The organism is Sphingomonas longa (assembly GCF_016892685.1).
GTDB classification, from domain to species: Bacteria; Pseudomonadota; Alphaproteobacteria; order Sphingomonadales; family Sphingomonadaceae; genus Sphingomonas; species Sphingomonas longa.
Genome location: NZ_JAFEMC010000003.1, coordinates 310,951 through 333,437 on the forward strand (window position 1 = coordinate 310,951; position 22,487 = coordinate 333,437).

At 66.1% G+C, this 22,487-nt stretch carries 27 protein-coding genes and 1 riboswitch; of the genes, 16 read left to right on the forward strand and 11 right to left on the reverse strand.

The features are described 5' to 3' along the window. The first annotated feature begins 71 nt into the window (after positions 1-71). The 10 genes from ILT43_RS11455 (at position 72) to ILT43_RS11500 (ending at position 9,850) form a co-directional block, all read left to right on the forward strand. Positions 72-587, forward strand: coding sequence for a GNAT family N-acetyltransferase (locus ILT43_RS11455; protein WP_204199098.1), 516 nt, complete (start codon positions 72-74; stop codon positions 585-587). 81 nt (positions 588-668) lie between these two features. Then, the gene (locus tag ILT43_RS11460; RefSeq protein ID WP_204199099.1) at positions 669-1,325 is read left to right on the forward strand and encodes a GAF domain-containing protein; all 657 of its coding nucleotides are present in this window, start codon (positions 669-671) and stop codon (positions 1,323-1,325) included. A gap of 181 nt (positions 1,326-1,506) precedes the next feature. Then, a complete protein-coding gene (locus tag ILT43_RS11465) occupies positions 1,507-2,313 on the forward strand; it encodes a sterol desaturase family protein (RefSeq protein ID WP_204199100.1) in 807 nt (268 codons plus the stop codon). Then, positions 2,273-2,668: a DUF2141 domain-containing protein gene (locus ILT43_RS11470; protein WP_275431448.1), complete on the forward strand. Its 396-nt coding sequence runs from the start codon at positions 2,273-2,275 to the stop codon at positions 2,666-2,668. Before ILT43_RS11465 ends, ILT43_RS11470 begins: the two co-directional genes overlap by 41 nt. Positions 2,669-2,740: 72 nt before the next feature. After that, complete coding sequence (locus ILT43_RS11475) at positions 2,741-3,601, forward strand: MipA/OmpV family protein (protein WP_204199102.1); 861 nt, start codon at positions 2,741-2,743, stop codon at positions 3,599-3,601. A gap of 230 nt (positions 3,602-3,831) precedes the next feature. Next, positions 3,832-4,806, forward strand: coding sequence for a ferritin-like domain-containing protein (locus ILT43_RS11480; RefSeq protein WP_204199103.1), 975 nt, complete (start codon positions 3,832-3,834; stop codon positions 4,804-4,806). A 35-nt stretch (positions 4,807-4,841) separates the two neighbouring features. Next, positions 4,842-5,861 carry a ferritin-like domain-containing protein gene (locus ILT43_RS11485; RefSeq protein ID WP_204199104.1) on the forward strand — a complete coding sequence of 340 codons (1,020 nt, stop codon included), beginning with the start codon at positions 4,842-4,844 and terminating at the stop codon, positions 5,859-5,861. A 104-nt stretch (positions 5,862-5,965) separates the two neighbouring features. After that, a riboswitch (TPP riboswitch) is annotated at positions 5,966-6,074 on the forward strand. A gap of 36 nt (positions 6,075-6,110) precedes the next feature. Next, on the forward strand, positions 6,111-8,009 hold the full coding sequence (gene thiC / locus ILT43_RS11490) for a phosphomethylpyrimidine synthase ThiC (protein ID WP_204199105.1): 1,899 nt from the start codon (positions 6,111-6,113) through the stop codon (positions 8,007-8,009). Between the two features lie 261 nt (positions 8,010-8,270). Next, a complete protein-coding gene (locus ILT43_RS11495) occupies positions 8,271-9,311 on the forward strand; it encodes a hypothetical protein (RefSeq protein WP_204199106.1) in 1,041 nt (346 codons plus the stop codon). A 56-nt stretch (positions 9,312-9,367) separates the two neighbouring features. Continuing rightward, positions 9,368-9,850, forward strand: a complete 483-nt coding sequence (locus tag ILT43_RS11500; RefSeq protein ID WP_204199107.1) for a GNAT family N-acetyltransferase — start codon at positions 9,368-9,370, stop codon at positions 9,848-9,850. Between the two features lie 7 nt (positions 9,851-9,857). Here the strand turns inward: ILT43_RS11500 and ILT43_RS11505 are convergent, their stop codons facing one another. Further along, entirely contained in the window at positions 9,858-10,139 is a 282-nt protein-coding gene (locus ILT43_RS11505) for a DUF427 domain-containing protein (RefSeq protein ID WP_204199108.1), read from the reverse strand. A gap of 135 nt (positions 10,140-10,274) precedes the next feature. On the opposite strand from ILT43_RS11505, the gene ILT43_RS11510 reads away from it, so the two are divergent. After that, the gene (locus ILT43_RS11510; protein ID WP_204199109.1) at positions 10,275-11,099 is read left to right on the forward strand and encodes a hypothetical protein; all 825 of its coding nucleotides are present in this window, start codon (positions 10,275-10,277) and stop codon (positions 11,097-11,099) included. Positions 11,100-11,137: 38 nt separating this feature from the next. Here the strand turns inward: ILT43_RS11510 and ung are convergent, their stop codons facing one another. The 3 genes from ung to ILT43_RS11525 are packed head-to-tail and all read right to left on the reverse strand — an operon-like array spanning position 11,138 to position 13,562. Beyond that, complete coding sequence (gene ung / locus ILT43_RS11515) at positions 11,138-11,833, reverse strand: uracil-DNA glycosylase (RefSeq protein ID WP_211534469.1); 696 nt, start codon at positions 11,831-11,833, stop codon at positions 11,138-11,140. 1 nt (position 11,834) lies between these two features. Then, positions 11,835-12,125, reverse strand: coding sequence for an alkylphosphonate utilization protein (locus ILT43_RS11520; RefSeq protein ID WP_204199110.1), 291 nt, complete (start codon positions 12,123-12,125; stop codon positions 11,835-11,837). 27 nt (positions 12,126-12,152) lie between these two features. Then, a complete protein-coding gene (locus ILT43_RS11525; protein WP_204199111.1) occupies positions 12,153-13,562 on the reverse strand; it encodes a S41 family peptidase in 1,410 nt (469 codons plus the stop codon). 17 nt (positions 13,563-13,579) lie between these two features. Here ILT43_RS11525 and ILT43_RS19520 point away from each other — a divergent pair, with 17 nt between their 5' ends. Together ILT43_RS19520 and ILT43_RS11530 are read left to right on the forward strand one after the other, a co-directional pair. Next, on the forward strand, positions 13,580-14,056 hold the full coding sequence (locus ILT43_RS19520) for a hypothetical protein (RefSeq protein ID WP_239474556.1): 477 nt from the start codon (positions 13,580-13,582) through the stop codon (positions 14,054-14,056). Then, positions 14,053-15,345, forward strand: coding sequence for a glycoside hydrolase family 130 protein (locus tag ILT43_RS11530; protein ID WP_318293490.1), 1,293 nt, complete (start codon positions 14,053-14,055; stop codon positions 15,343-15,345). Before ILT43_RS19520 ends, ILT43_RS11530 begins: the two co-directional genes overlap by 4 nt. A 4-nt stretch (positions 15,346-15,349) precedes the next feature. Here the strand turns inward: ILT43_RS11530 and ILT43_RS11535 are convergent, their stop codons facing one another. The 4 genes from ILT43_RS11535 to ILT43_RS11550 all read right to left on the reverse strand — a co-directional run bounded on the left by ILT43_RS11535 (position 15,350) and on the right by ILT43_RS11550 (position 18,045). Then, a complete protein-coding gene (locus tag ILT43_RS11535) occupies positions 15,350-16,378 on the reverse strand; it encodes a LacI family DNA-binding transcriptional regulator (protein WP_204199113.1) in 1,029 nt (342 codons plus the stop codon). 234 nt (positions 16,379-16,612) lie between these two features. After that, positions 16,613-17,086, reverse strand: a complete 474-nt coding sequence (locus ILT43_RS11540) for a RidA family protein (RefSeq protein WP_204199114.1) — start codon at positions 17,084-17,086, stop codon at positions 16,613-16,615. Positions 17,087-17,131: 45 nt separating this feature from the next. After that, positions 17,132-17,761, reverse strand: coding sequence for a hypothetical protein (locus tag ILT43_RS11545; RefSeq protein ID WP_204199115.1), 630 nt, complete (start codon positions 17,759-17,761; stop codon positions 17,132-17,134). Beyond that, positions 17,758-18,045, reverse strand: coding sequence for a DUF3572 domain-containing protein (locus ILT43_RS11550; RefSeq protein WP_204199116.1), 288 nt, complete (start codon positions 18,043-18,045; stop codon positions 17,758-17,760). Before ILT43_RS11550 ends, ILT43_RS11545 begins: the two co-directional genes overlap by 4 nt. Before the next feature lie 22 nt (positions 18,046-18,067). On the opposite strand from ILT43_RS11550, the gene ILT43_RS11555 reads away from it, so the two are divergent. After that, a complete protein-coding gene (locus tag ILT43_RS11555) occupies positions 18,068-18,430 on the forward strand; it encodes a response regulator (RefSeq protein WP_204199117.1) in 363 nt (120 codons plus the stop codon). On the opposite strand, the gene ILT43_RS11560 is transcribed toward ILT43_RS11555, so the two are convergent. Genes ILT43_RS11560 through ILT43_RS11570 form a run of 3 tightly spaced genes read right to left on the reverse strand, consistent with a single transcriptional unit; the run spans position 18,402 to position 21,438 of the window. Then, positions 18,402-18,809 carry an acyl-CoA thioesterase gene (locus ILT43_RS11560; RefSeq protein ID WP_204199118.1) on the reverse strand — a complete coding sequence of 136 codons (408 nt, stop codon included), beginning with the start codon at positions 18,807-18,809 and terminating at the stop codon, positions 18,402-18,404. The genes ILT43_RS11555 and ILT43_RS11560 overlap by 29 nt on opposite strands. Next, positions 18,806-19,375: a VTT domain-containing protein gene (locus ILT43_RS11565; RefSeq protein ID WP_204199119.1), complete on the reverse strand. Its 570-nt coding sequence runs from the start codon at positions 19,373-19,375 to the stop codon at positions 18,806-18,808. Before ILT43_RS11565 ends, ILT43_RS11560 begins: the two co-directional genes overlap by 4 nt. Further along, the gene (locus ILT43_RS11570; protein ID WP_204199120.1) at positions 19,351-21,438 is read right to left on the reverse strand and encodes a S9 family peptidase; all 2,088 of its coding nucleotides are present in this window, start codon (positions 21,436-21,438) and stop codon (positions 19,351-19,353) included. Before ILT43_RS11570 ends, ILT43_RS11565 begins: the two co-directional genes overlap by 25 nt. 54 nt (positions 21,439-21,492) lie before the next feature. On the opposite strand from ILT43_RS11570, the gene ILT43_RS11575 reads away from it, so the two are divergent. Together ILT43_RS11575 and ILT43_RS11580 are read left to right on the forward strand one after the other, a co-directional pair. Further along, complete coding sequence (locus ILT43_RS11575; protein WP_204199121.1) at positions 21,493-21,771, forward strand: UvrB/UvrC motif-containing protein; 279 nt, start codon at positions 21,493-21,495, stop codon at positions 21,769-21,771. A 49-nt stretch (positions 21,772-21,820) separates the two neighbouring features. Further along, positions 21,821-22,477, forward strand: a complete 657-nt coding sequence (locus ILT43_RS11580; protein ID WP_204199122.1) for a retropepsin-like aspartic protease family protein — start codon at positions 21,821-21,823, stop codon at positions 22,475-22,477. The last annotated feature ends 10 nt before the right edge of the window (positions 22,478-22,487 follow it).

Sequence of the window (22,487 nt, forward strand, 5' to 3'; positions counted from 1 at the left end):
CCGCCTAGCGTGTTTCGCGGCGACACGGAAAATCTTTCCGTGCCCGCACCATCCTGCATTACCATCCGGCGATGACTCCGCCGATCCTGTCCACCACACGCCTCACCCTGTCCCCGCACGAGCCGGGCGATCTGGAGGAGATGGCGTCGATGCACGCCGATCCCGGCTTCTACGCGCCGCTGTCCGGCAAGCCGACCCCGCGCGAGGAGGTGTGGCACCGCCTGCTCCGTTATATCGGCCACTGGCAGGTCGCGGAATACGGCCACTGGGTGGTGCGGGACAGCGCCACCCGCACCTGGCTGGGAGAGGTCGGCATCATGGATTCGCGCCGCGGCACGGTTCCCGATTTCGAGGGGGTGCCGGAGGTCGGCTGGGGCTTTCGCGGCGATGCGCAGGGCCGGGGATTCGCGCGCGAAGCGTTGGAGGCGGTGTTCGGCTGGGCCGATCCGCGGCTGTCGCGCACGATGTGCATCATCGATCCGGGCAACGCACCATCGCGGCGGCTTGCGGAGCGGCTGGGCTTCGTCGCCTTCGCGAAAGGGCTGTACCGGGACAAGCCGACGCTGATCCTGGAGCGCACGATGTAATCGCTCCGACATTGATCGGGATGATAGTGGCCTGCGCTGCGGTGTGATATCGGGCCGGCCTCTCCTGACACGGAATCTACCATGCTGGATGCTCAGAGCGAGGCCGCGCGACTCGCCACGCTGAAGGAATACGGACTTCTCGATACGCCCGCCGAACGGGCCTTCGATGTGATCGTACAGGAAGCGGCATCGGTCACGAACGCCCCGATCGCGATGATCTCGCTGGTTGACGAGGACCGGCAATGGTTCAAGGCGGCGATCGGCGTCGAGCACCGCGAGGACCCGATCGATGAATCGATCTGCGCGCACGCGATCCGCAGCGACGAGTTGTTCACCGTCGCGGATGCCCGCGCCGACACGCGGTTCCGCGATATCCCTGCGGTCGCCAGGGATGGCGGCATCCGGTTTTACGCCGGTGCTCCGCTCAGGATGCGCAACGGCGCCAGGCTCGGTACCTTGTGCGTTATCGACATCGCACCCCGCGACGACCTCGATCCGGAGGAGCGCGCGGCGCTGGAAATGCTCGCCCGCCGCACCGTCGCCGCATTCGAACTGCGCCGCGACATCGGCGATGCCGCCGGCCTCGACGGCGGCGATGCGCAGGACTGGCTGGAGGAATCCGCCGACCTGCTCGCCCGCGCCGCCGTTGCGCTCGACCGCGCCGGCGCCAGCGCCCCCGCCGCGCATCTGGAACACGTCATCGCGATGGTCGACGCGTTGCGCGTGCCCAAGGGCTGAGCCCCTCGCCAGATGCCTCGCTACCGCCAATATCCGTCCTTGTGAGGAGCGCAGCGACGCGCCAATCCGCAGCCGCGCGTCCGGGCCCGGATTGCTTCGCTTCGCTCGCGATGACGGCGGTCGGGGAGGGTGCAGGCCACCCGGGGTGGGATGTTAACCACGCATCGTGTAGAGCGGCCCGGTGATCCTCGCCCTCATCCTGTCGGCTATTGCGATGACGCTGATCATCGGTGTCCGCTACCTGATCGTGTCCGGCGCCTTCGCCTGGGCGACGGGGCGGCGGCATCCGGGCCTCTATCGCGGCCTCGATCCGCAGATGAAGCGGGAGATCGCGTGGAGCCTCGCGTCCGCCGCGATCTACGGCATCCCGGCGGGTATCGTCGCCTGGGGCTGGCACAATCGCGGCTGGACGCTGCTCTACGACCGCGTCTCAGACTATCCGCTCTGGTGGCTGCCGGTGTCGGTGTTTCTCGTGCTGTTCGCGCACGATACATGGTTCTACTGGACGCACCGCTGGATGCATCGGCCCAAACCGTTCCGGATGGCGCACGCCGTCCACCACGCCAGCAAACCACCGACCGCCTGGGCGGCGATGGCGTTCCACCCGATCGAGGCGCTGAGCGGGGCTGTTGTAATTCCGCTACTGGTGTTCGTCATTCCGCTCCACACCGGTGCCTTGTGCTTCGTCCTTGCCGTCATGACGGTTATGGGGGTGACGAACCATATGGGGTGGGAGGTTTTCCCGCGGTTCATGTGGCGGGGGCCATTGGGGAACTGGCTCATCACGGCGAGCCATCACCAGCGGCATCATGAACAATACGGGTGCAATTATGGCCTCTATTTCCGCTTTTGGGATCGCATCTGCGGCACCGACCGTGGCCTCGGCGATTTCGTGCGGGACCACGCCCGCGCGGCGCGCCGGCACGGCGGCGCTGGCGATCGTAGCGCTGTCGGCCCTCACCGGCGCGACGAACCCGGCGCGGCTTGACGTCGCGGTCGACCACCTGCGCTCCGGCAAGGGCATGGTCCGCATCTGCCTGACCGCCGATCCGGCCAATTTCCCCGGCTGCATCGACGATGCCGACGCCGTCACCCGCTCGGTGCCCGCGGGAGTGCATAGCGTCCGCTTCGACGGCCTGCCCAGGGGTGGCTATGCCGTCGCCGTGATCCATGACGAGAACGGCAACGCCAAGCTGGACACCTTCGCCGGCATTCCGCGCGAAGGGTTCGGCTTCTCCCGCAATCCCGCCGTCCGCTTCGGCCCGCCGCGGTTCGAGGCTGCCCGCTTCACGTTGGATGGTGGTGCACAAACGCAACAGGTACGGATGCGTTACATCTTCTGATCGGTCGACCCGGACCCGATCCGGTTATCGGGACGTTGCGCCGGGATCATCGTATCACCGGAGTTACAGTCCTTGCGCGCCATCCTGCCCGCCGCCGCCTTGCTGCTGCTGTTCACCGCCCCGGCACTGGCGCAATCCGCAGCGGACACGCCTCCCGCGGGAAGCGCTGACGGCTTCGATGCCGATACCGTCACCGTCGGTGTCGCTGCGGCGTATCTCAGCGATTACGAGGGTTCGAACGACTATCGCGTCGTCCCGGCCCCCGCCGCGATCGGCTCGATCAGCGGCTATGCCTTCCAGGTGCTCGGCAACCGCGTGTCCGTCGACCTGATCCGCAATCAGGCGGGACCGACCTGGGATTTGCAGGCTGGCCCGATCGCCGTCCTGAACTTCAACCGGTCGAACACCAAGAGCATCGACGATCGCCGGGTGAAGGCGCTGGGAGAGGTCAACACGGCGTACGAGGTCGGCGGCTTCGTTGGGGTCGGCAAGACCGGCGTCCTCACCAGCCCCTATGACCGCCTCGCCGTGTCGGTCAGCTATCGCTACGATGTCGGCAACGCCCACGAGAGCGGCATCTGGCAACCAACCGTCAGCTATTTCACGCCGCTCAGCCAGAAGGCTGCGGTCGGCATCTTCGCGTCCGGCGAACGCGCCGCGGGTAAGTACGCTCGCACCTATTTCAGCGTCTCGCCGCAGCAGAGCCTCGCCAGCGGCCTACCCGTTTACAACGCGCGCGGCGGGTGGAAGAACTGGTCGCTCGGCGTCGCGGGCACCTATGTGCTCAGCGGCGATCTGCTGCACGGCTGGAAGGCCGTCGGTGGCGTCAATTACCGCCGCCTGCTCAACGATTATGCCGACAGTCCGCTGACCAGCATCGCCGGATCGCGCACCCAGTGGCTGGGCGCAGTGGGCGTCGCCTACACCTTCTGATCCGCCGTCGTGGCGCGCAACGAAGTTGCACGGGATCAACGATCCCGTGCAACCTATGCGACCTTAACGAAAATTATTTGACGTCATGGTGCGCCGCGGTGCGTCCGGAAGTCTTCGATCGACGTTCCTGTACCCGATCGCGGGTCATGGGAGCATTCCTCCCCTCTCTCGCGTGACGGAGAGGACCTGAAGGCTGGTCGCCCCCGACCGGCCGTACGAGGGGATGATCGATGACCGATAGCGAACACCTGATCGCGACGATGGACAATCGTGTCCGCCGCCGCGACGACCGGCGAGAATTTTTCAAGGCAGCGTTCGGCGTGGGTGCCTTCGCGGTTGGTGGCGCGGCAGCGCTCAGCTTCTCGACCAAGGCGTCGGCGCAGGCGATCACGGATGCCGATATCCTGAACTTCGCGCTGAACCTCGAATATCTCGAGGCGCAATTTTACGCGATCGCTGCGACGGGCTCGTATCTGTCTACGACCCTGACCGGGGGCGGCAACGGGACGACCGCGGCCGGTACCGTGGTCGGCGGCCGTCCGGTCACGTTCCGTGACCCGGTCGTCGCGCAATATGCGCGCGAGATCGCGGCGGACGAGATCGCGCACGTCACCTTCCTGCGCAGTGCGGGCGCGCTCGGCACGGCGGCGGTGGCGATGCCCAACATCGACATTCGCGGCGGCGCCGGCGGACCGTTCGGCGCGGCGGCGGCGGCAGCGGGCTTGTCGCCCAGCTTCGATCCCTATGCGGACGACGCGAGCTTCCTGCTCGGTGCGTACATCTTCGAGGATGTCGGCGTGACCGCGTACAAGGGCGCTTCGCCGCTGGTCCAGAACAGGACCTTCCTTCAGGCGGCCGCCGGTATCCTGGCGGTGGAGGCGTACCACGCCGCGATCGTCCGCACGACGCTCTACGGTCTGGGTGTCGAAACCCCCAGCCTGCGCTCGGCGGCGGACGCGATCTCCAATGCGCGTGACAGCCTTGATGGCCCGAACGATCTGGATCAGGGCATCTCGCCTGTCACCCTCAGCGGTGCACTGGTGTCGAATATCGTTCCGGCCGATCCCGTTTCCGCGATCGCCTTCAGCCGCTCTCCGCAGCAGGTGCTGAACATCGTCTATCTGAACAACGCGGCGGCGACGATGGGCGGGTTCTTCCCGAACGGCGTCAACGGCAACATCCGGGGCGGCATCGCCTCGCTCTGATCTGTCGAGAACCTGCTTTTAAGGGAAATGCTTCCATGCAAGACGAACATTTCGTTCTCGACCTGGTCGAGAGAGCCAAGACCCGGCGCGACGCGCGCCGCGGATTCCTCCGCGCCGCCGGTGGTGCTGCCGCAGTGGTCGGCGGGCTGTCGATGCTCGCCGCCTGTAACGACGACGACACGCCGCTGCCGACGCCGACCCCCACGCCGAGCCCGACACCCACTGCGGTGACGGAAGCCGACGTGCTGAACTTCGCGCTGAACCTCGAATATCTCGAAGCGCAGTTCTACAGCTTTGCGGCATTCGGCGTCGGTCTGGCCGCGAACCTGACCACCGGGACCGGTGTGCAGGGTGCGGTCACCGGTGGCCGGCAGGTCACGTTCCAGGACCCGATCGTCGGCCAATATGCCCGCGAGATTGCCTATGACGAGATCGCGCACGTCACCTTCCTGCGCACCGCACTCGGCGCTGCCGCGGTGTCCCAGCCGGCGATCAACATCTCCGGCGATGCGAACGGCGCCTTCACCGCGGCGGCGCGCGCCGCCCAGGTGGTCGGTGCGACCGCGACGTTCGATCCGTATGCCAGCGACAACAACTTCCTGCTGGCCGCGTATCTGTTCGAGGATGTGGGCGTCACGGCGTATATGGGCGGCGTCCAGCTGCTGACGACACCGGCCACGATCGAGGCGGCGGCGGGCATTCACGCCGTCGAGGCCTATCACGCCGGCCTCGTCCGCACTTTGCTGTACCGCAAGGGGGTGACCGACACGTCGATCATCACCGCCACCACGCGGATCAGCGACGCGCGCGACACGCTGGATGGAACGGCATCGACGGGTCTGCTCGGCCAGGGTGCCGACCGCGATCAGGGTATCGCATCCGAGACGGTGAACGGGCAGGTCCGGTCCAACATCGTCCCGACCGACGCGAACGGCCTCGCCTTCGTCCGCTCGCCGGCGCAGGTGCTCAACATCGTGTACCTGACCCCGAATGCGTCCACGACCAGCGGCGGCTTCTTCCCCGCCGGTGTGAACGGCACCGTTCGTTCGACCTGATTCCCCCTCCTGACGGTCGAACGGGGGCCGCGCCGGCAACGGCGCGGCCCTTTTCGTTTGGCCGCCTTTTTATTTGGACGCGGCCTGCGACGCGCCTATGCTCCCGTCATCCCCGGGGGAGCGCCAGTCCGCGCTTGAGAGGAAGGCAGGAGCCTTCGACCCGCTGAACCTGATCCGGTTGACACCGGCGGAGGGAGGGAGCGGTGTTCGCCAGAGGACCGCCCGCTCTCCGTTTTTTGGAGAGACGACATGGCCGACATCCCAGCCCGCACCGAAATCGGCGTCACCACCGGACCGATCCGGGGATCGAAGAAGGTGCATGTCGGCCCCCTGCGCGTCGCGATGCGCGAGATCCACCTCGATCCCTCCGCAAACGAGCCACCCCTGCGGGTCTACGACCCCTCCGGCCCCTACACCGATCCCGACGCCCGCATCGACATCATGGCAGGCCTGCCGCAGCTTCGCCGCCAGTGGATCGAGGCGCGCGGCGACGTCGAAAGCTACGACGCCCGCGAAATCCGCCCCGAGGACAACGGCCAGCTCGGCCCCGACCGCTCCGGCGGCGTTCCGCAATTCCCGCGCCACGTAAAGCGCCCCTTGCGCGCCAAGCCTGGCATGAACCTCAGCCAGATGCACTATGCCCGCCGCGGCATCATCACGCCCGAGATGGAGTACGTCGCCACCCGCGAGAACCTCGGCCGCGAAATGCTCAAGGATTACAAGCGCGACGGCGAAAGCTTCGGCGCGTCGATCCCCGACTACGTCACCCCCGAATTCGTCCGCGACGAAGTGGCGAGGGGCCGCGCGATCATCCCCAACAACGTCAACCACCCCGAATCCGAACCGATGGCGATCGGCCGCAACTTCCTGGTCAAGATCAACGCCAACATCGGCAACTCCGCGGTCGCCAGCAACGTCGCCGCCGAAGTCGACAAGCTCGTCTGGTCGATCCGCTGGGGCGCGGACACGGTCATGGACCTGTCGACCGGCCGCAACATCCACGACACGCGCGAATGGATCATCCGCAACTCGCCCGTGCCGATCGGCACCGTCCCCATCTATCAGGCGCTCGAAAAGGTCGGCGGCATCGCCGAGGATCTGACGTGGGAGGTATTCCGCGACACCCTGATCGAACAGGCCGAACAGGGCGTCGATTACTTCACGATCCACGCCGGCGTCCGCCTGCCCTACATCCCGATGACCGCGAAGCGCGTCACCGGCATCGTCTCGCGCGGCGGCAGCATCATGGCGAAATGGTGCCTCGCGCATCACAAGGAATCCTTCCTCTACGAACGCTTCGACGAGATCACCGAGATCATGAAGGCGTATGACATCGCCTATTCGCTCGGCGATGGCCTCCGCCCCGGAAGCATCGCCGACGCCAACGACGAGGCGCAGTTCAGCGAGCTCTACACCCTGGGCGAACTCACCCACCGCGCCTGGGCGCAGGACGTGCAGGTCATGATCGAAGGCCCCGGCCACGTGCCGATGCACAAGATCAAGCAGAACATGGAAAAGCAGCTCGAGGTCTGCGGCGAAGCCCCGTTCTACACGCTCGGGCCGCTCACCACCGACATCGCGCCGGGCTACGACCACATCACCAGCGGCATCGGCGCCGCGATGATCGGCTGGTACGGCACCGCGATGCTCTGCTACGTCACGCCCAAGGAGCATCTCGGCCTGCCCGACCGCGACGACGTCAAGGTCGGCGTGGTGACCTACAAGCTCGCCGCCCACGCCGCCGACCTCGCCAAGGGCCACCCGGCGGCCCAGATGCGCGACGACGCCCTATCCCGCGCCCGCTTCGACTTCCGCTGGCGCGACCAGTTCAACCTGTCGCTCGACCCCGACACGGCGGAGGATTACCACGACCAGACCCTCCCCGCCGAAGGCGCCAAGACCGCCCACTTCTGCTCGATGTGCGGCCCCAAATTCTGCTCGATGAAGATCACCGCCGAAGTCCGCGAATTCGCCGCCAAGCAGAATTCGCCCGCGGACACGTTCCTGGCGGCGGACGCAGCCGACGCCGACCGCGCCCTCTTCGCCAACGGCAAGGGCTCGGTAGCAGACGCCGAAGCCGGCATGGCGGAAATGAGCGAACGCTTTAAGGCAAAGGGGAGCGAGGTTTACCTGCCGGCGGCGGAATGATCGCCTTTGCAATACTAGCCTGAATGTAGCACTGTAGTCTTTTAAGTCTGTAGTGAGACGGTTATGCCGAAGGTAGCTCCTGATAAGGTCTTTACGCCGCGTGCACCTCAGGTGAACGATAGCATGTACGTTCAACGCGAACGCCTTGAGAGGCGCCTCATAGATGCTTTTAATGCTAATAAGTATATCGTGATACATGGAGAAAGTGGAAACGGAAAAACTTGGTTATAGAAGAAAGTTTTCGCAGAAAATGATATACACGTGGATGTGGTAAATTTAGGACAGGCTGCCGCAACTGGATCTCTTGAAGATGCTTTCAAGCAAAAGCTTGGGGAATGGGGGCGTTCAACAATAACTGCCCAGGAAACCAACTCAAGTGCCGGCTTTAAGCCGGGCGGAATGGGCGTCGATCATGCTTTGAAATCGTCGCAAACGTTTCACGTTAAGAGCCCATTTATGAGTCTGCTAGAGGCAGTCCGTTTTCGTGCCCATTCTGACCGACCCGCGGCCCTAGTGCTAGACAACTTTGAGTCTATTGTGAGTGATGCAGATATGGTCCGCCAGATTGGTGGCCTTATCGTGTCCGCAGATGATGAATCTTTCAGCCAATTTGATGTTCAGGTCGTTATCGTAGGGGTGCCTGGAAATCTCAAGGAAATCCTGGTAAATATTTCGAATTCGGCACCGATCGCGAATCGTCTTACAGAGTTGCCTGAGGTCGCAAGAATGACTGACAGCGAAGCGCATGATTTGATTGAGAAAGGCTTTGTTGGTCAGTTGGGTCTAAACTTTTCTGCCGAAGTAGATCAAAAGAAGCTTTACTCAGATATCAGCTTCTACACTGATAGGATTGCTCAGCATCTGCATGAGCTGTGCCTGATTGTGTCTCAAGGTGCCGTTCGCAACAAAGATATTATAACTCAAGAAATCGTCAATGATGCCTTGGAGACGTGGGTGGCAGATAGCCTGTCTTCCGACGTTGGCGTCATTGAGGGGGTGATGAACGCCATAGACACAAAGGTAGGGCGAAAAAATCAGGTATTGTTCTCCCTTGGAATGTGTTCTTTAGAGGATTTTAAAACTAGTGATATTGAAATGATATTGCGCGAGAATTTTGAAACTAAGGGTGCAGCCTTAAACGTTTCACAGATTTTATCGGGATTTGCCTCAGCCAAGCATCCGATAATCCGGCGAGCGCCTAAGCAAAATTTATGGAAATTCGTAACGCCGAAATATCGGATGGCGATCCGTGCGAAGCTTAAGAGAACTGCCGAAGGGAGAGTGGCCCTTCAGCAAAGTTAAGGTAGTTAAAACTGATCGTCGCTTCCGTGTTTGATTCGTGATCCCCTACCACCCCCATGCAAATCCTCCCCTACACCGACACCCTCGCCCCCCATTTCGCGCACATCAACGCCGCCTGGATCGAGGATATGTTCGTCCTCGAGGATCACGACCGCCACGTCCTCGGCCATCCGCGCGAAGCGATCGTCGATCAGGGCGGCGTCATCCTCTTCGCCGCCACGCCCGACGGCACCGTCATCGGCACCGGCGCGCTGATGCCGACCGCGACCGGCGCGTACGAACTCACCAAGATGGGTGTGCTCGCCGCCGCCCGCGGCACCGGTGCCGGCGGCATCCTGCTCGCCGCACTGATCGAACGCGCCCGCGACCTGCCCGGCATCGACACGCTCTACCTGCTCACCAGCCGCAAATGCGCCGCCGCGATCCACCTCTACGAACGCGCCGGCTTCGTCCACGACGCCGACATCATGGCGCGCTTCGGCCACGCCTATGCCCGCTGCGACGTCGCGATGCGCTTCCCGCTCGACCGCCCCCGCTGACCCGGACCTACCGCACCACCACACCCTTCCAGAACGCCACCCGCCCCGCGATGGAACGCGCCGCGTCCTTGGGCTCGGGGTAGTACCATGCCGCGTCCTTGTTCTCCGCGCCGCCGGCGACCAGCGTGTAGTAATGCGCGGTGCCCTTCCACGGGCAGACGCTGGTCGTCGCACTGTCCTTCAGTATGGCGGGGTCGACGGCGGACAGCGGGAAATAGCTGTTGCCCTCCACCACCACGATGTCGTCGCTCGCCGCGATGCGCGTGTCGTTCCACCAGGCTTCGGTCATCGTCCGTCTCCTTCGCGCACCCGCGCACCGCGGGCGGCTGTTGGATGCCATCCTGCCACAGCGCGCCCGTAAACCGTCCAACAATCGACCCCGGCCGCCTGTCAATGTTGGAGGACCCGTGACCTTCTGGCGCGCATGGACGATTCCAAAACCCGCAAAGCCCCGCCCGCCGCTGCCGCGCCGCGCGATCCCGCCACCCTCGACATGCCGGAGGCGGCGGCCGACGACCGGTCGCGCACCGTCGCCACGGTGCCCGAACCGCCGGTGCTGGATGCCAACGGCTTCGACCCCCATGATTTCGAATGGCGGCCCGTCCTGCGCCGGCCGCGCTCGGATGGCTGGACGCCGGAATTGCAGCGTCGCTTCGTCGAGGCACTGGCCGATACCGGCATCGTCGCCGACGCCTGCCGCTCGCTCGATATCTCGGTGCAGAGTGCCTATCGCCTGCGCCGCTCGGCGGGGGCGGAGAGCTTCGCGCGCGCCTGGGATGCCGCCGTCGCGGCGGCGGCGACCCGCCTGATCGACGTCGCGATGACGCGCGCGATCGACGGCGTCGACATCCCGGTGTTCGACCGCGACGGCTGCCGCATCGGCTCGAAGCGTCATTACAGCGATAGGCTGATGATGTTCCTGCTGCGCGCCTATCGCCCCGATCGCTTCCGCCATGCCGAACAGGATACCCGCCCCGCTGCCGAGCCCATGCCGGCGACCCCGCCGCTGGAAGTTGCCGCCGCGACGCTCGGCCCCGTCACGCCGGCCGAGCCGCATCTGCTGATGCCGCCGCAGGAACTGGCGGACGAGATCGCGTGCCTGCTCGACGAGCGCGATCCGGTGCCCGTGCCGCTCGACCGCTTCGTCCATCCGCGCAATGCGCCCGATCATCCCAAAGCGATCGACCGCGCCCTGCGTCGCCACCGCCGCGACATGGAGCGCGATGGGGATGGAAGCGACGACGAGTGAAACGTCGCATTGGACTAACCTTAGCCTAACCTTCCGCGCTAACCCTCTGAAGGCAAAGCCCAGTCGATCGGCCGCCTGCCGTGCTCCACCAGAAAGGCGTTCGCCTGCGAGAAGGGCCGGCTGCCGAACCAGCCCTTGTATGCCGACAGCGGCGACGGATGCGGCGCGCTCAGCACCAGATGCGCGCCGCCCCGTTCGACGGTGCGGACGAACGCCGCCTTCTTCTGCGCATGTGCGCCCCACAGCAGGAACACGACCGGTTTCGGCTTCGCGGCGACCGCGCGGATGACGGCATCGGTGAAGCGCTCCCACCCACGCTCGCGGTGCGATCCGGCGCGGCCCGCCTCGACGCTCATGACGGTGTTGAGCAGCAGCACGCCTTGTCGCGCCCACGCCTCCAGAAACCCGTGCCCCGCCGGCACGATGCCCAGATCGGCGTGCATTTCCTTGTAGATGTTGACGAGGCTCGGCGGCGGCCTGACCCCCGGCCGCACGGAAAAGCTCAGCCCGTGCGCCTGTCCCGAGCCGTGATACGGGTCCTGCCCCAGGATCACGACGCGCACGTCCGGCAGCGGCGTCAGCTCCAGCGCGCGGAACCGGTCCTCCGCGGCCGGGAACACCTGCTTGCCGGCCGCCACCTCGTTGTCGAGGAACGCGTGCAGCGCTGCCATGCTCGGACAGGCCAGCGCATCGGCCAGCGTCGCGTCCCAGCTCGGGTCGATCCGCGGGCTCACGTCACCGCTTCCGCACGAACTCGGCGCGCAGGACGAGGCCCTTGATCCCGTCGAACTTGCAGTCGATCTCCTGCTCGTCACCGGTCAGGCGAATGCTCTTGATCAGCGTCCCGCGCTTCAGCGTCTGCCCCGCGCCCTTGACCTTCAGGTCCTTGATCAGCGTCACCTGATCGCCGTCCGCCAGCACATTGCCGACCGCGTCGCGCACCTCCACGGCAGTTGCCGGGGCAGGGGCGTCGCCGCCCGCCACCCACTCGCCACTGGCCTCGTCATAGACATACTCGTCGCTCATCCATGAGCGATAGGCCGCGCGGCCCGATCAGAACAGCCCCGGCACCTCGCGCTGCGCCGGATTGGGCCGCGCCGCGTTGACCAGCGTCCGCACTCCTCCGCCAACACGTTGTGCGGTCGCAGCGGAATCGATCGGCGTGCAGGCGCGCCCCGCCAGAAAATCGAGCGCCGTCCTGATCGAGTCCTCCGCCACGCTGCCCAGCGGTTGCGTCAAGTCGTCGGTCGCCCGGCAACTCGCCTCCACCGTCCCCGCCAGCCCGTCATAATAGCCGCCCTGGCGTGCGGCATTCTGCGTCGCCAGCGCAATGACGCGCAGCCGGTCGTCGCACGCGCTGCGGTCCAGCCCGATCTGCCCGACCGGCTTGCCGAACGTGTTGGTCCCGATCAGCCCGACGCGAGCGTGCAGGTAGGGGATGAACGCGTTGATGACCAACTCGCTCGCCGACGCGCTTGCCGTGGTGCCGATGAAGGCGATGCGCGTCGGCGCGACCGACTGCGCCTGCGGCTGGAAGAAGCGCGTGCGGTTGCTCGCCGCCTTTTCCGGACGATACATGGTGTAGGAGAATACGTCGCTCGGGCGGCGATCCGCCCCCATCAGGTCGCCCATCAGCTCCGCGATCGAGATCAGCCCACCGCCATTGTAGCGCAGGTCGATCACGAACTCGGTGATGCCCTGCGCCCGGAACCCGTCGAACGCGGCGCGAAGGCTGCCGTCCGCGGTGTCGATGAAGGTGCGCAGGTTGATGTATCCGACCCGCTTGTCGCCATCCGCCAGCACCCGTGCGCCGTAACGGGACGACACGGGCACCAACGCATAGTCCGCCTTCGCCACGGTGACGTCGCGCGTTCCCGAGCCGTCGACGATGCGGAAGGTCCGCGTCGTCCCCGCCGTCGCCGGCCCCAGCGCCGCGTCCAGCCCGTTCGCGGCGACGATCTCCGCCACCGGACGCACATCGCTCGCGGTCGTGCCGATCCCGACGATCTCCGTACCGCGGTCGATCCCGGCGGTCAGTGCCGGTGCGCCCTCGAACGCCTCCGTGATCTGCAACTTCGTGCGATCGGCGGAGGTGGCGATGCGGATGCCGAAGCCGGCGGTGTTGCCCGACTGGTAGTAGCTCTCCTCCTCGCGGATGGAGGTCACGTAGGTGAAGAACCGATCCTTGCGCTGCGCCCGTGCCCCCGCGGTCAGCGCGTCGACATAGGCTTGCACCGTGGGATACGGGGCGGGATCGAGCGAGGCCGGCAGCGTCTCCGGGAACAGATACCATTCGCGCAACTGCGCCGCCGCCCAGTCCTGCCGCGCCCGCAACGTGCAGCCCGCGGCTGCCGTGGTCACGCCGCCGGTGTCGCCGACCGCCGATGATGAACCGCCGGAATCGCTGCCACAGGCGGTCAGAACCGCCGCGAGGTTCAATATTGCCAGCCGCCAGCGCGCCATTCCGCATCCCTTCGCTCATGGCTTATCAGGCACGCCGCCGCACGCCAGTGATTCCCGCGTCATTACGATACCGTCACTATGCAACCGGCGCGGCGGCGAGCGGTTATCAGGGCATGGACCCGCCACGAAAAGGGATCGTCATGAACCGCCTGATGCCTGCACTCCTGATCGCTCCGCTCCTGCTCGCCGCATGCGGACAAGGCGCGTCGAGCGACCAGCCGACGACCAACGTCACCGTTCCAGAGGGTAATTATGCGCAGGCGATCCGCACGATGCCGCAGGGGCAGCGCGTCGGCGTCATGTTTCGCGCGATCCGCGACGCCGGCCGCGAATGCCAGCAGGTGACCGATGTCAAGGAAGCCAAGGACATCCAGGGTGCGCCGACCTGGGTCGCGGTGTGCGACGGCAATGCGCGCTGGCTGGTCGCGATCGACGCGGGCGGCATCGCCACCGTTACCAACGCCACCGAACTGAAGGATGCGAACGTCAAGTGAGCGAGTCCCTCATCACCGTCCTGCCCGTCGTCCTGCGCCCCGATCCGGGCCGCACGGTGATCCGCCCGTTCCTGCCGTCCGATCCGCCGGGGTTCGAGACGCCCGGCCATCCGCGCGCCGAGCGGATCGCCCGTCGCGTGCTGGAGCTCGACGAGGCGGAACTGCGCGAGGAACTCGACCGCGTGCGACTGTCGCTGGACGAGCGGCACCGCGATGTGCCGGCGCTGCTGCTCCGTCGCTTCGCCGAGATGGCGAATCAGCTGCCCGGTGCGGCGCACGCGACGGAGGCGCACCGGATGCTGATCGGCGCGTATTTCAGCGCCGAATATTCCTTCGAATCCGCCGCTTTGTTCAACCCCAGCATCGTCGAACACCCCGACTTGTCCGGCACCGAAGATGGCGCAACCCGCTTCATCCTGTCGCTGCGCGGGATCGGAGAGGGGCATCTGTCGTCCGTCACCTTCCGCACCGGCACTTGGGCCGCGGACGGCAGCGTCGCCGTCGACCCGCCAAGCCCGACCTCGGTCGCACCGATCGTCGCGCCGTCCGGCACCGACGATGTCTTCGAACTCGACTGTGGCGGCAGCCGGGAACCGTCGGAAACCGTGCTGTTCCCCGTCGTCCCCAGCCAGAGCCGCGGGATCGAGGACCTGCGTCTCACGCCGCTCACCATGCCGGACGGCCATTCCACCTATGTCGGCACGTTCACCGCGGTGGGCGATCGCGGCGTGCAACAGCAGATGCTCCAGACCGACGACTTCGCGACCTTCCGGATGCGGCCCGTCACCGGCGATCTCGCCGCGGCGAAGGGTATGGCGCTGTTTCCGCGACAGATCGGAGGACGCCATTTCGCGATTGGGCGTCAGGATAACGAAAATCTGTGGCTATTCGCGTCGGACGACCTGTTCGCATGGACCGGCGGCCAGAAGCTGATCGAACCCCGTTATCCGTGGGAATTCGTTCAGATGGGCAATTGCGGCTCCCCGCTGGAGATCGAGGAGGGATGGCTGTTGCTGACCCACGGCGTCGGTGTCGTCCGCAATTACTGCATGGGCGCCGCGCTGCTCGACAAGGACGATCCCTCGAAGGTGCTCGGCCGCACGCCGCTGCCGATCCTGGAGCCGGGGCCTCAGGACCGCGACGGCTATGTTCCGAACGTCGTGTACAGCTGCGGTGCGCTGGTCCGCGGCCGGACGATGTTGCTCCCGTATGGCATCGCCGACGATTACACCGGCTTCGGCACGGTCAGCATCGACGCACTTCTGGATGCCATGGAGAGCCCCGCCTGACGGATCAGGCCGTGTCGCGTTCCATCAGGACCGGCGTCATCTCCACCGATGGCGCATCCTGACCGGCAATGCGCGCGAACAGGGCGTCCACCATCGCCCGTGCGCCGGTGACCAGATCCTGCTTCACCGACGTCAGCCGCGGGACCATCTGACCGGACAGCGGCAGATCGTCGAAGCCGGTGATCGGCATCCTGTCCGGCACGGCGATACCGCGATCGATCAGGACGCGGACCGCACGCACCGCGATCACGTCCGACGCCGCGACGATCCCGTCGATCCGGTCACCTTGCGCGTCGATATGCGCCGTGATCTCGGCCGTCATCAGGTCGGATGCCAAATGCGTGTCCAATTGCAACGGCACATCCAGTCCCGCCGCCGCCGCTGCATCGCACAGCCCCTTGTAACGCTGGTCCAGTTCCAGCGTCCGCACCTCGCCCAGAAACGCCAGCCGGCGGCTGCCGCGCGCGATCAGCTTCTCGCCCGCCAGGCGTCCGCCCATGCGGTTGTCGACACCGACAGCGCAGTGGATCTGTCCAGGCATCTGGCTGCCCCATACCACCATCGGCCGATATTCGGCGGCGACACGCTCGATCGTCTCCCACTGGTCGGACTGGCCGATCAGCAGCACCCCGTCGAGCATGCCCGACCCGACGATCCGTTCCAGCCAGTCGTCCGCATCGGGGATGATGCGCGACAGCATCAGGTCGTAGCCATTCTCCGTCAGCGAATCTGCGAGATGACCCAGCAGGGACATGAAGAACGGGTCCGACAGATGCTGCCGACGTTCATGCCCCAAGGGTACGACGACGCCGATCACGCCGGTGCGCTGTGTCCGCAACCGCCGCGCCATCTGGTTGGGGCGAAAGCTGTGCTCGGTCGCCAAGGCCTGGATGCGCGCACGCGTCTCGGCGTTGACCAGCGCTTTGCCGGCCAATGCGCGCGACACGGTGCCGGGCGATACGCCCGCCAGTCGCGCCAGGTCCGCGATGTTGCGAACCTTCTGAACAGTCCCTTCCTGCTCCCGTCCCGGCATCCGTTTTCTCTCCGTGAGCATAGAGCACCGGGGAAAAACATGCTTTTCTAGATGCATATCTCTGGTGCGGCAGATTGGAGTGCTGCCTCGCGACGTCGTTACCCGTCAAGCGTATCATGCCGCAAGATTGAATGACATCGATTGCGGCGGCCTGCCGCTGGCACGTGACGTGCCGCTACGGCTTCTGGAGGTCGATTAAAGCGGCCGGTCCGGCCCGACTGATGATCGTAAAGTTTAAAGTGCGGTGCCGATCTCGATAATCGCGTCGACCTCGACCGCGGCACCCAGCGGCAGCACGGGTACGCCGACCGCCGAGCGGGCGTGACGGCCGATGTCGCCGAACAGTGCGACCATCAGCTCCGACGCACCGTTTGCGACCTTCGCCTGATCGGTGAAGTCGGCGGTGGAATTTACGAACACGCCCAGCTTCACGATGCGCTTCACCCGCGCCAGATCGCCGTTCAGTGCTTTGCGGATTTGGGCGACGACCATTAGTCCGCACAGTTTCGCTGCCTCCTGACCGTCTTCCAGCGAGACGTTCTCGCCGAGCCGGCCCTTGACCAGCTGGCCGTCCTTGAACGGCAACTGCCCGGACAGGAACAGCATGCCCCCGGCTTCTACGGCGGAGACATAGGCGGCGACGGGGGCGGCCGCCTCCGGCAGGGAGAGGCCCAGTTCGGCGAGCTTGGTATCGATGCGATCGGTCATGCGGCGGGACTGCCTTCGCACCGCGGCAGGGTCAAGCCCCGGGGGTCAAGCTTGAGCCGGCGCGCCATCGGCGAAGCGCGCGGCGATCCACGCCTCCGCCTCTTGCCAGTCGTCGATCCGCGCGTGCGCGGCGGGTGCGGGCGGCGTTGCGGCAGCCAGTTCGGGTTCGGAGATCATGTGCAGCCGGTGGACGCCCGGCGCGTGGCGGGCGACGGAGTCGTGGTGCACCGCCAGATCATCGACGAACACCGTCACTGGGCTGCCATGCTCCTCGACCAGCCGAGCGACCGGCGCGCCCTTGCCGCCCTGGTTACATTCGACGCGGTGGGCGATCCCGAACGCCGCCAGCTGGTCGATCCGCGGTTGCCGGCACGCGTCCTGCAAATTGGTGAGCACGACGATATCGGCCTGCTCCGCCAGCCGCGCCAGTGCCTCGGCGGCATGCGGCACCAGCGTCTGCCGCGCCATCTCGCCCGGGAAGAACCCGCCGAGCAGTCCCCACATCTCGGTCTGCGGGATCGGCTCCGCATCCGCACCGCGCCGCGTCATGCTCGCGGCGAAGTCGCCCGCGCCGATGCGGAAATCGATCGCGTGCGCCTCGTCCAGCCACGTTTGGAAATGCTTCACCATGTGCAGCAGCACTTCGTCGCAATCGGTGATCAGCAGCGGCCTCATGTCTCCAGCCGCTCTCGCGCCGCGACCAGCCGGGCGGGCGCGACGCCCAGTTCGTCGGCGCAGGCGATCAGGTCCGGCTCGTGCGCCTCCAAGAACATCAACGTCGCGGCCAGCACCGCGGGTTCGCCAGCACGCGCCTTCAGCTCCGTCGGCTCCAGCCCGGTCGTGTCGAGCAGCCGCGCCGCGCGCGATGGTTCAGCCAGCGTCCAGACGAGCGCCTGTAAGGCCATCGTTTGATGGTCGTCGGGGTTTGTATCGCGCAGCGGCATTGCGTATCGTAGCATCTTTACAGGAGTAGTTTCCCGCGTGGCGAAAAAGGTGCTCGTTGTCGAGGACAACGAACTGAACCTGAAGCTGTTCTGCGACCTGCTCCGCGCGCACGACTGGGCCGCGGAGCCGGTGCGTGACGGGCGCGAGGCGGTGGAGCGTGCGCGCGCCTTTCGCCCCGACCTGATCGTGATGGATATCCAGATGCCGCACGTGACCGGCTACGAACTGATCCTCGCGCTGAAGGCCGATCCGGAGCTTCGCCGCATTCCGATCATGGCGGTCACCGCCTATGCGGGTCGCGACGACGAGGATCGCATCCGCGGCGCCGGCGCGGATGCCTATGTTTCGAAGCCGATCAGTCTCGCGCGGTTCATGGATTCGGTGAACCGGCTGGCGTGAGGAACGGCGCGGCGATCTCCGGCCGCACGCGCAACAGCTTGCCCGTGGCGCGGTCGACCAGCGCCCAGGTCGTCACCGCCTCCACCTTCACGCGCCCGTCGTCGCCGGTGAAGCGCACGTGCCGGTCGAACCGCGCGCCCTTGGGGATCCCGACCCACGTCTCAGCCGTCACGCCCTCGCCCAGCGCCACGTTGCCGCGATAGTCGATCTCGTGCCGGGTCACGACCCAGACATAGGCGGCGACATGCTCCGCCGGCGCAGTAGCCTGCCAGTGTGCGGTCGCGATGTCCTGTATCCACCGAACCCAGACCGCGTTGTTGACGTGGCCGAGTTCGTCGATGTCGCCATCTTCGGCGACGAAGCGCAGGTCGAAGCTCATGCCGCGCGCCACACCCGCCAGCCGACTGCGCCCGCGACGACGACCACCGCCGCGCCGATCAGCAGGTGACCGACGCCGACCCGCCCGACCAGCGCCTCCAAGCCCTGTCCGAAGATATAGCCGATGCCGGTGAACAGGCTGCCCCAGATCACCGCCGCTACTGCGTTCACCGCGACGAACGTCGTCGCGCCGATCCGGCTTGCGCCGATCGCGATCGGGCTGACGGTGCGGATGCCGTAGACGAAGCGATAGCCGAAGATGAAGCCGCGCGGATACCGCTCCAGCCAGTCGAGCGCCTTCGCGAACGCAGGCTTTTCGCGGATGCGCCGGACAAAGCGATGCTCGCGGAAATGCCGCCCGAACAGGAAGAATCCCTGATCCGCCACGAACGATCCCAGGATCGCCGCCAACGCCACGCCGACCAGCGGCACCAGCCCCCGATGCGCCAGCACGCCCCCCGTCACGACCGCCGTTTCGCCCTCCAACCCCGCGCCGAGAAAGATCGCCGCCAGTCCGTACCGCGCGACCAGCGCCTCGATCGTCATCCGGCGACGCCGAGTTGCCACAGCACGAACGCATGCTCCTCCGCCGCCTCGCGCAAGGATTCGAAGCGGCCGGACTTGCCGCCATGCCCCGCGCCCATGTTCGTTTTCAGCAGCAGTACGTTATCGTCGGTCTTCGTCGCACGCAGCTTCGCGGCCCACTTCGCCGGCTCCCAATAGGTCACGCGCGGATCGTTGAGCCCGCCCGAGATGAACAGCGGCGGATAAGCCTGCGCCCGGACATTGTCATACGGGCTGTACGACCGGATCAGCGCGAACGCGTCCGCATCCTCGATCGGGTTGCCCCATTCTGGCCACTCGCCCGGCGTCAGCGGCAGGTCGGCATCCAGCATCGTGTTCAGCACGTCGACGAACGGCACGTCGGCGATCACCGCGCCCCAAAGGTCGGGGTCGGAGTTCACCACCGCGCCCATCAGCTCGCCGCCCGCCGACCGCCCGGCGATCGCGATCCTGCCCGCCTCGGTCCAGCCGTCCGCGACCAGCGCCTTCGCCACGTCGACGAAGTCGTTGAAGGTGTTTTCCCGCTTTTGCAGCTTGCCGTCGAGATACCATTGCTGGCCCAGGTCGTCGCCGCCGCGGATGTGCGCGATGGCATAGGCGAACCCGCGGTCGAGCAGGCTCAAACGACCCGTCGAGAAGCCCGGCGGGATCGCGTAGCCGTATGCGCCGTACGCATAGAGGAACAACGGCCCGCCGCGCACGAAATCGGCCGGATACACGATCGACACCGGCACCTGCGTTCCGTCGCGCGCCGCGATCTTCAGCCGCTCGGTGCGATACTTCGCTCCGTCATACCCGCTGGGGATTTCCTGCACCTTCAGGACGGTCAGTTCGCCCGTCGCGGTGTCGTAGTCGTACACCGTGCCAGGGGTGACCATCGACTCGTAACCGACCCGCAGCACCGTCTGATCATATTCGGGATTGTCGCCCAGCCCGGCGGCGTAGCTCGCCTCCGGGAAGTCGATCGCGGTGAACTCGGTCGGCGTGGCGTACCGGTGCAGCCGGATGCGATCGAGCCCGTCCTCGCGCCCCTCGACCACGAAGAAGTCGCGGTAGCATTCGACGCCGGTCATGTAGAAATGCGGGTCCGGCCCGATCAGCTCATGCCAGTCGCCCGGCGCGTCGAGGCTCGCGGTACAAAGGCGATATTGCGGATCGGTGTCGTTGGTGTGGATGAACAGCGTGCCGTCATGCTCGTCCACGTCATATTCGCGGCCAACCTTGCGCGCGGCGACCAGGATCGGCTCCGCGGTCGGATCGTTGGCGGGCACCAGCCGCACCTCGCTCGTCACGTGATCGCTCGTCGCGATGACGATCCATCGGCGCGACGACGTCTCCGCCACGCCGACGCGGAAACCCTCGTCCGCCTCGTGAAACAGCAGTATGTCGTCCTCGATGGGCGTACCCAGCCGGTGCAGCCGCGCATTGTCGGTGCGCCATTGTTCGTTGGCGAGACCATAGAGGAAGCCGCTGTCGTCCGCGGTCCAGACGATGTCGGACAGCATGCCGGCGATCACCTCCGGCAAATGCTCGCCGGTGGTCAGGTCCTTGACCCGCACCTCGAACCGCTCGCTGCCATTGTCGTCGATCGCATAGGCCAGCTTGGTCGCGTCGTTCGACACCGCGAACGCGCCCAGCCGGAAATACTCCTTGCCCTCCGCCAGCGCCGGCTCGTCCAGCAGCAGCTCGTCGGGGCCACCCGCGACGGGCTTGCGCCACCATTTGCGATATTGGCCACCCGTTTCGAACGCGGTCCAGTACAGCCAGTCGCCATCCTTTTGCGGGACGGAGGATTCATCCTCCTTGATGCGCGCCTTCATCTCTTCGTACAGCGTGTCGACCAGCGGCCGATGCGGGGCCATCACGCTGTCGAAATAGGCGTTCTCCGCCTCGAGATAGGCGAGCACGTCGGGGTCGCCGACCTCCGGATAGTTCGGGTCCTTCAGCCAGGCATAGGGGTCCTCGATCGTCACGCCGTGCGCGGTGAAGCTGTGCGGGCGGGTCTCCGCCACTGGGGGCAAGAGGGCGGACTGGGCGGGCGTGGCAGGCGCGGTGCTGTCGATCATGCGGATGCCATAACGCGTCGGCGGCAAATACACGATCCAAAGCGTTGAGCCGTCATGACCGACACGCTCGCCGATCTTCAGCACCGGATGGACGCTGCCGCCGAGGCGCTCGATTTCGAGCAGGCGCGTGCGCTGCGCGACCGCATCGCCCTGCTGCGCGCCGGTGCGTCCGCCGAAGATGCTGCGGTGGCGGACACTGCTGGGCTGACCCGCCAACAACCGGGCAGCATGGGTCTGGGCACCAGCCGCCAGTCCGTCGAGCCCCCGCCCGGCTGGACCCCGCCGCCGAAGCCCGACCTGAAGACCAATGGCCGCCAGGGAAAGCGTCGTTGACGGCCTCGCCTTCAGCCCCGGTACAGCCATTCTGCGCTAATCCGGCGACATGATCCCGACCCCCGGATCCCATCCGACCCTCTACGCCGTCGCCGCCGCGATCATCGTCGTGACGATCGTCGCGCGGCGCATTCCGGTGCTGCGCACGATCGTCTCGATCGCCAGTTGGGGCGCGATCCTCGTGCTGCTCGTCACCGTGCTCAATCAACGGCAGGATTTCGACCCGTGGCTCGGCGGCGTCGCCCGCTATTTCAAGCTGGAGGACCAGTCCGTCCTCGGGCAGGAAACGCGCATCCGCATGAGCCCCGACGGCCATTTCTGGATTCGCGCGCGGTTCGGCGGGATCGAGCGGCGGATGCTGGTCGATAGCGGCGCGACCGTGACCGCGCTGTCGTCGCAGACCGCGGCGGCGGCCGATCTGCGGGCGGAGGACGGCATCGTTCCCGTGCTGTTGACGACCGCCAACGGCACGATCCGCGCGCGCTCCGCCACCATTCCGGAATTCCGCTTCGGCAATATCGTCGCGCGCGACCTGCCGGCGGTGGTCTCGCCTGCGTTCGGCGACGTCAATGTCGTCGGCATGAACTTCCTGTCGCGGCTGAAGTCGTGGCGGGTGGAGGAGCGCACCCTGATCCTCGTCCCGCATCACCCGCAGGATGTCGGCGATGGCAAAACGGACAAGGGCAAGCCTGCACCGCTGTCCTAATTGTCTGGAA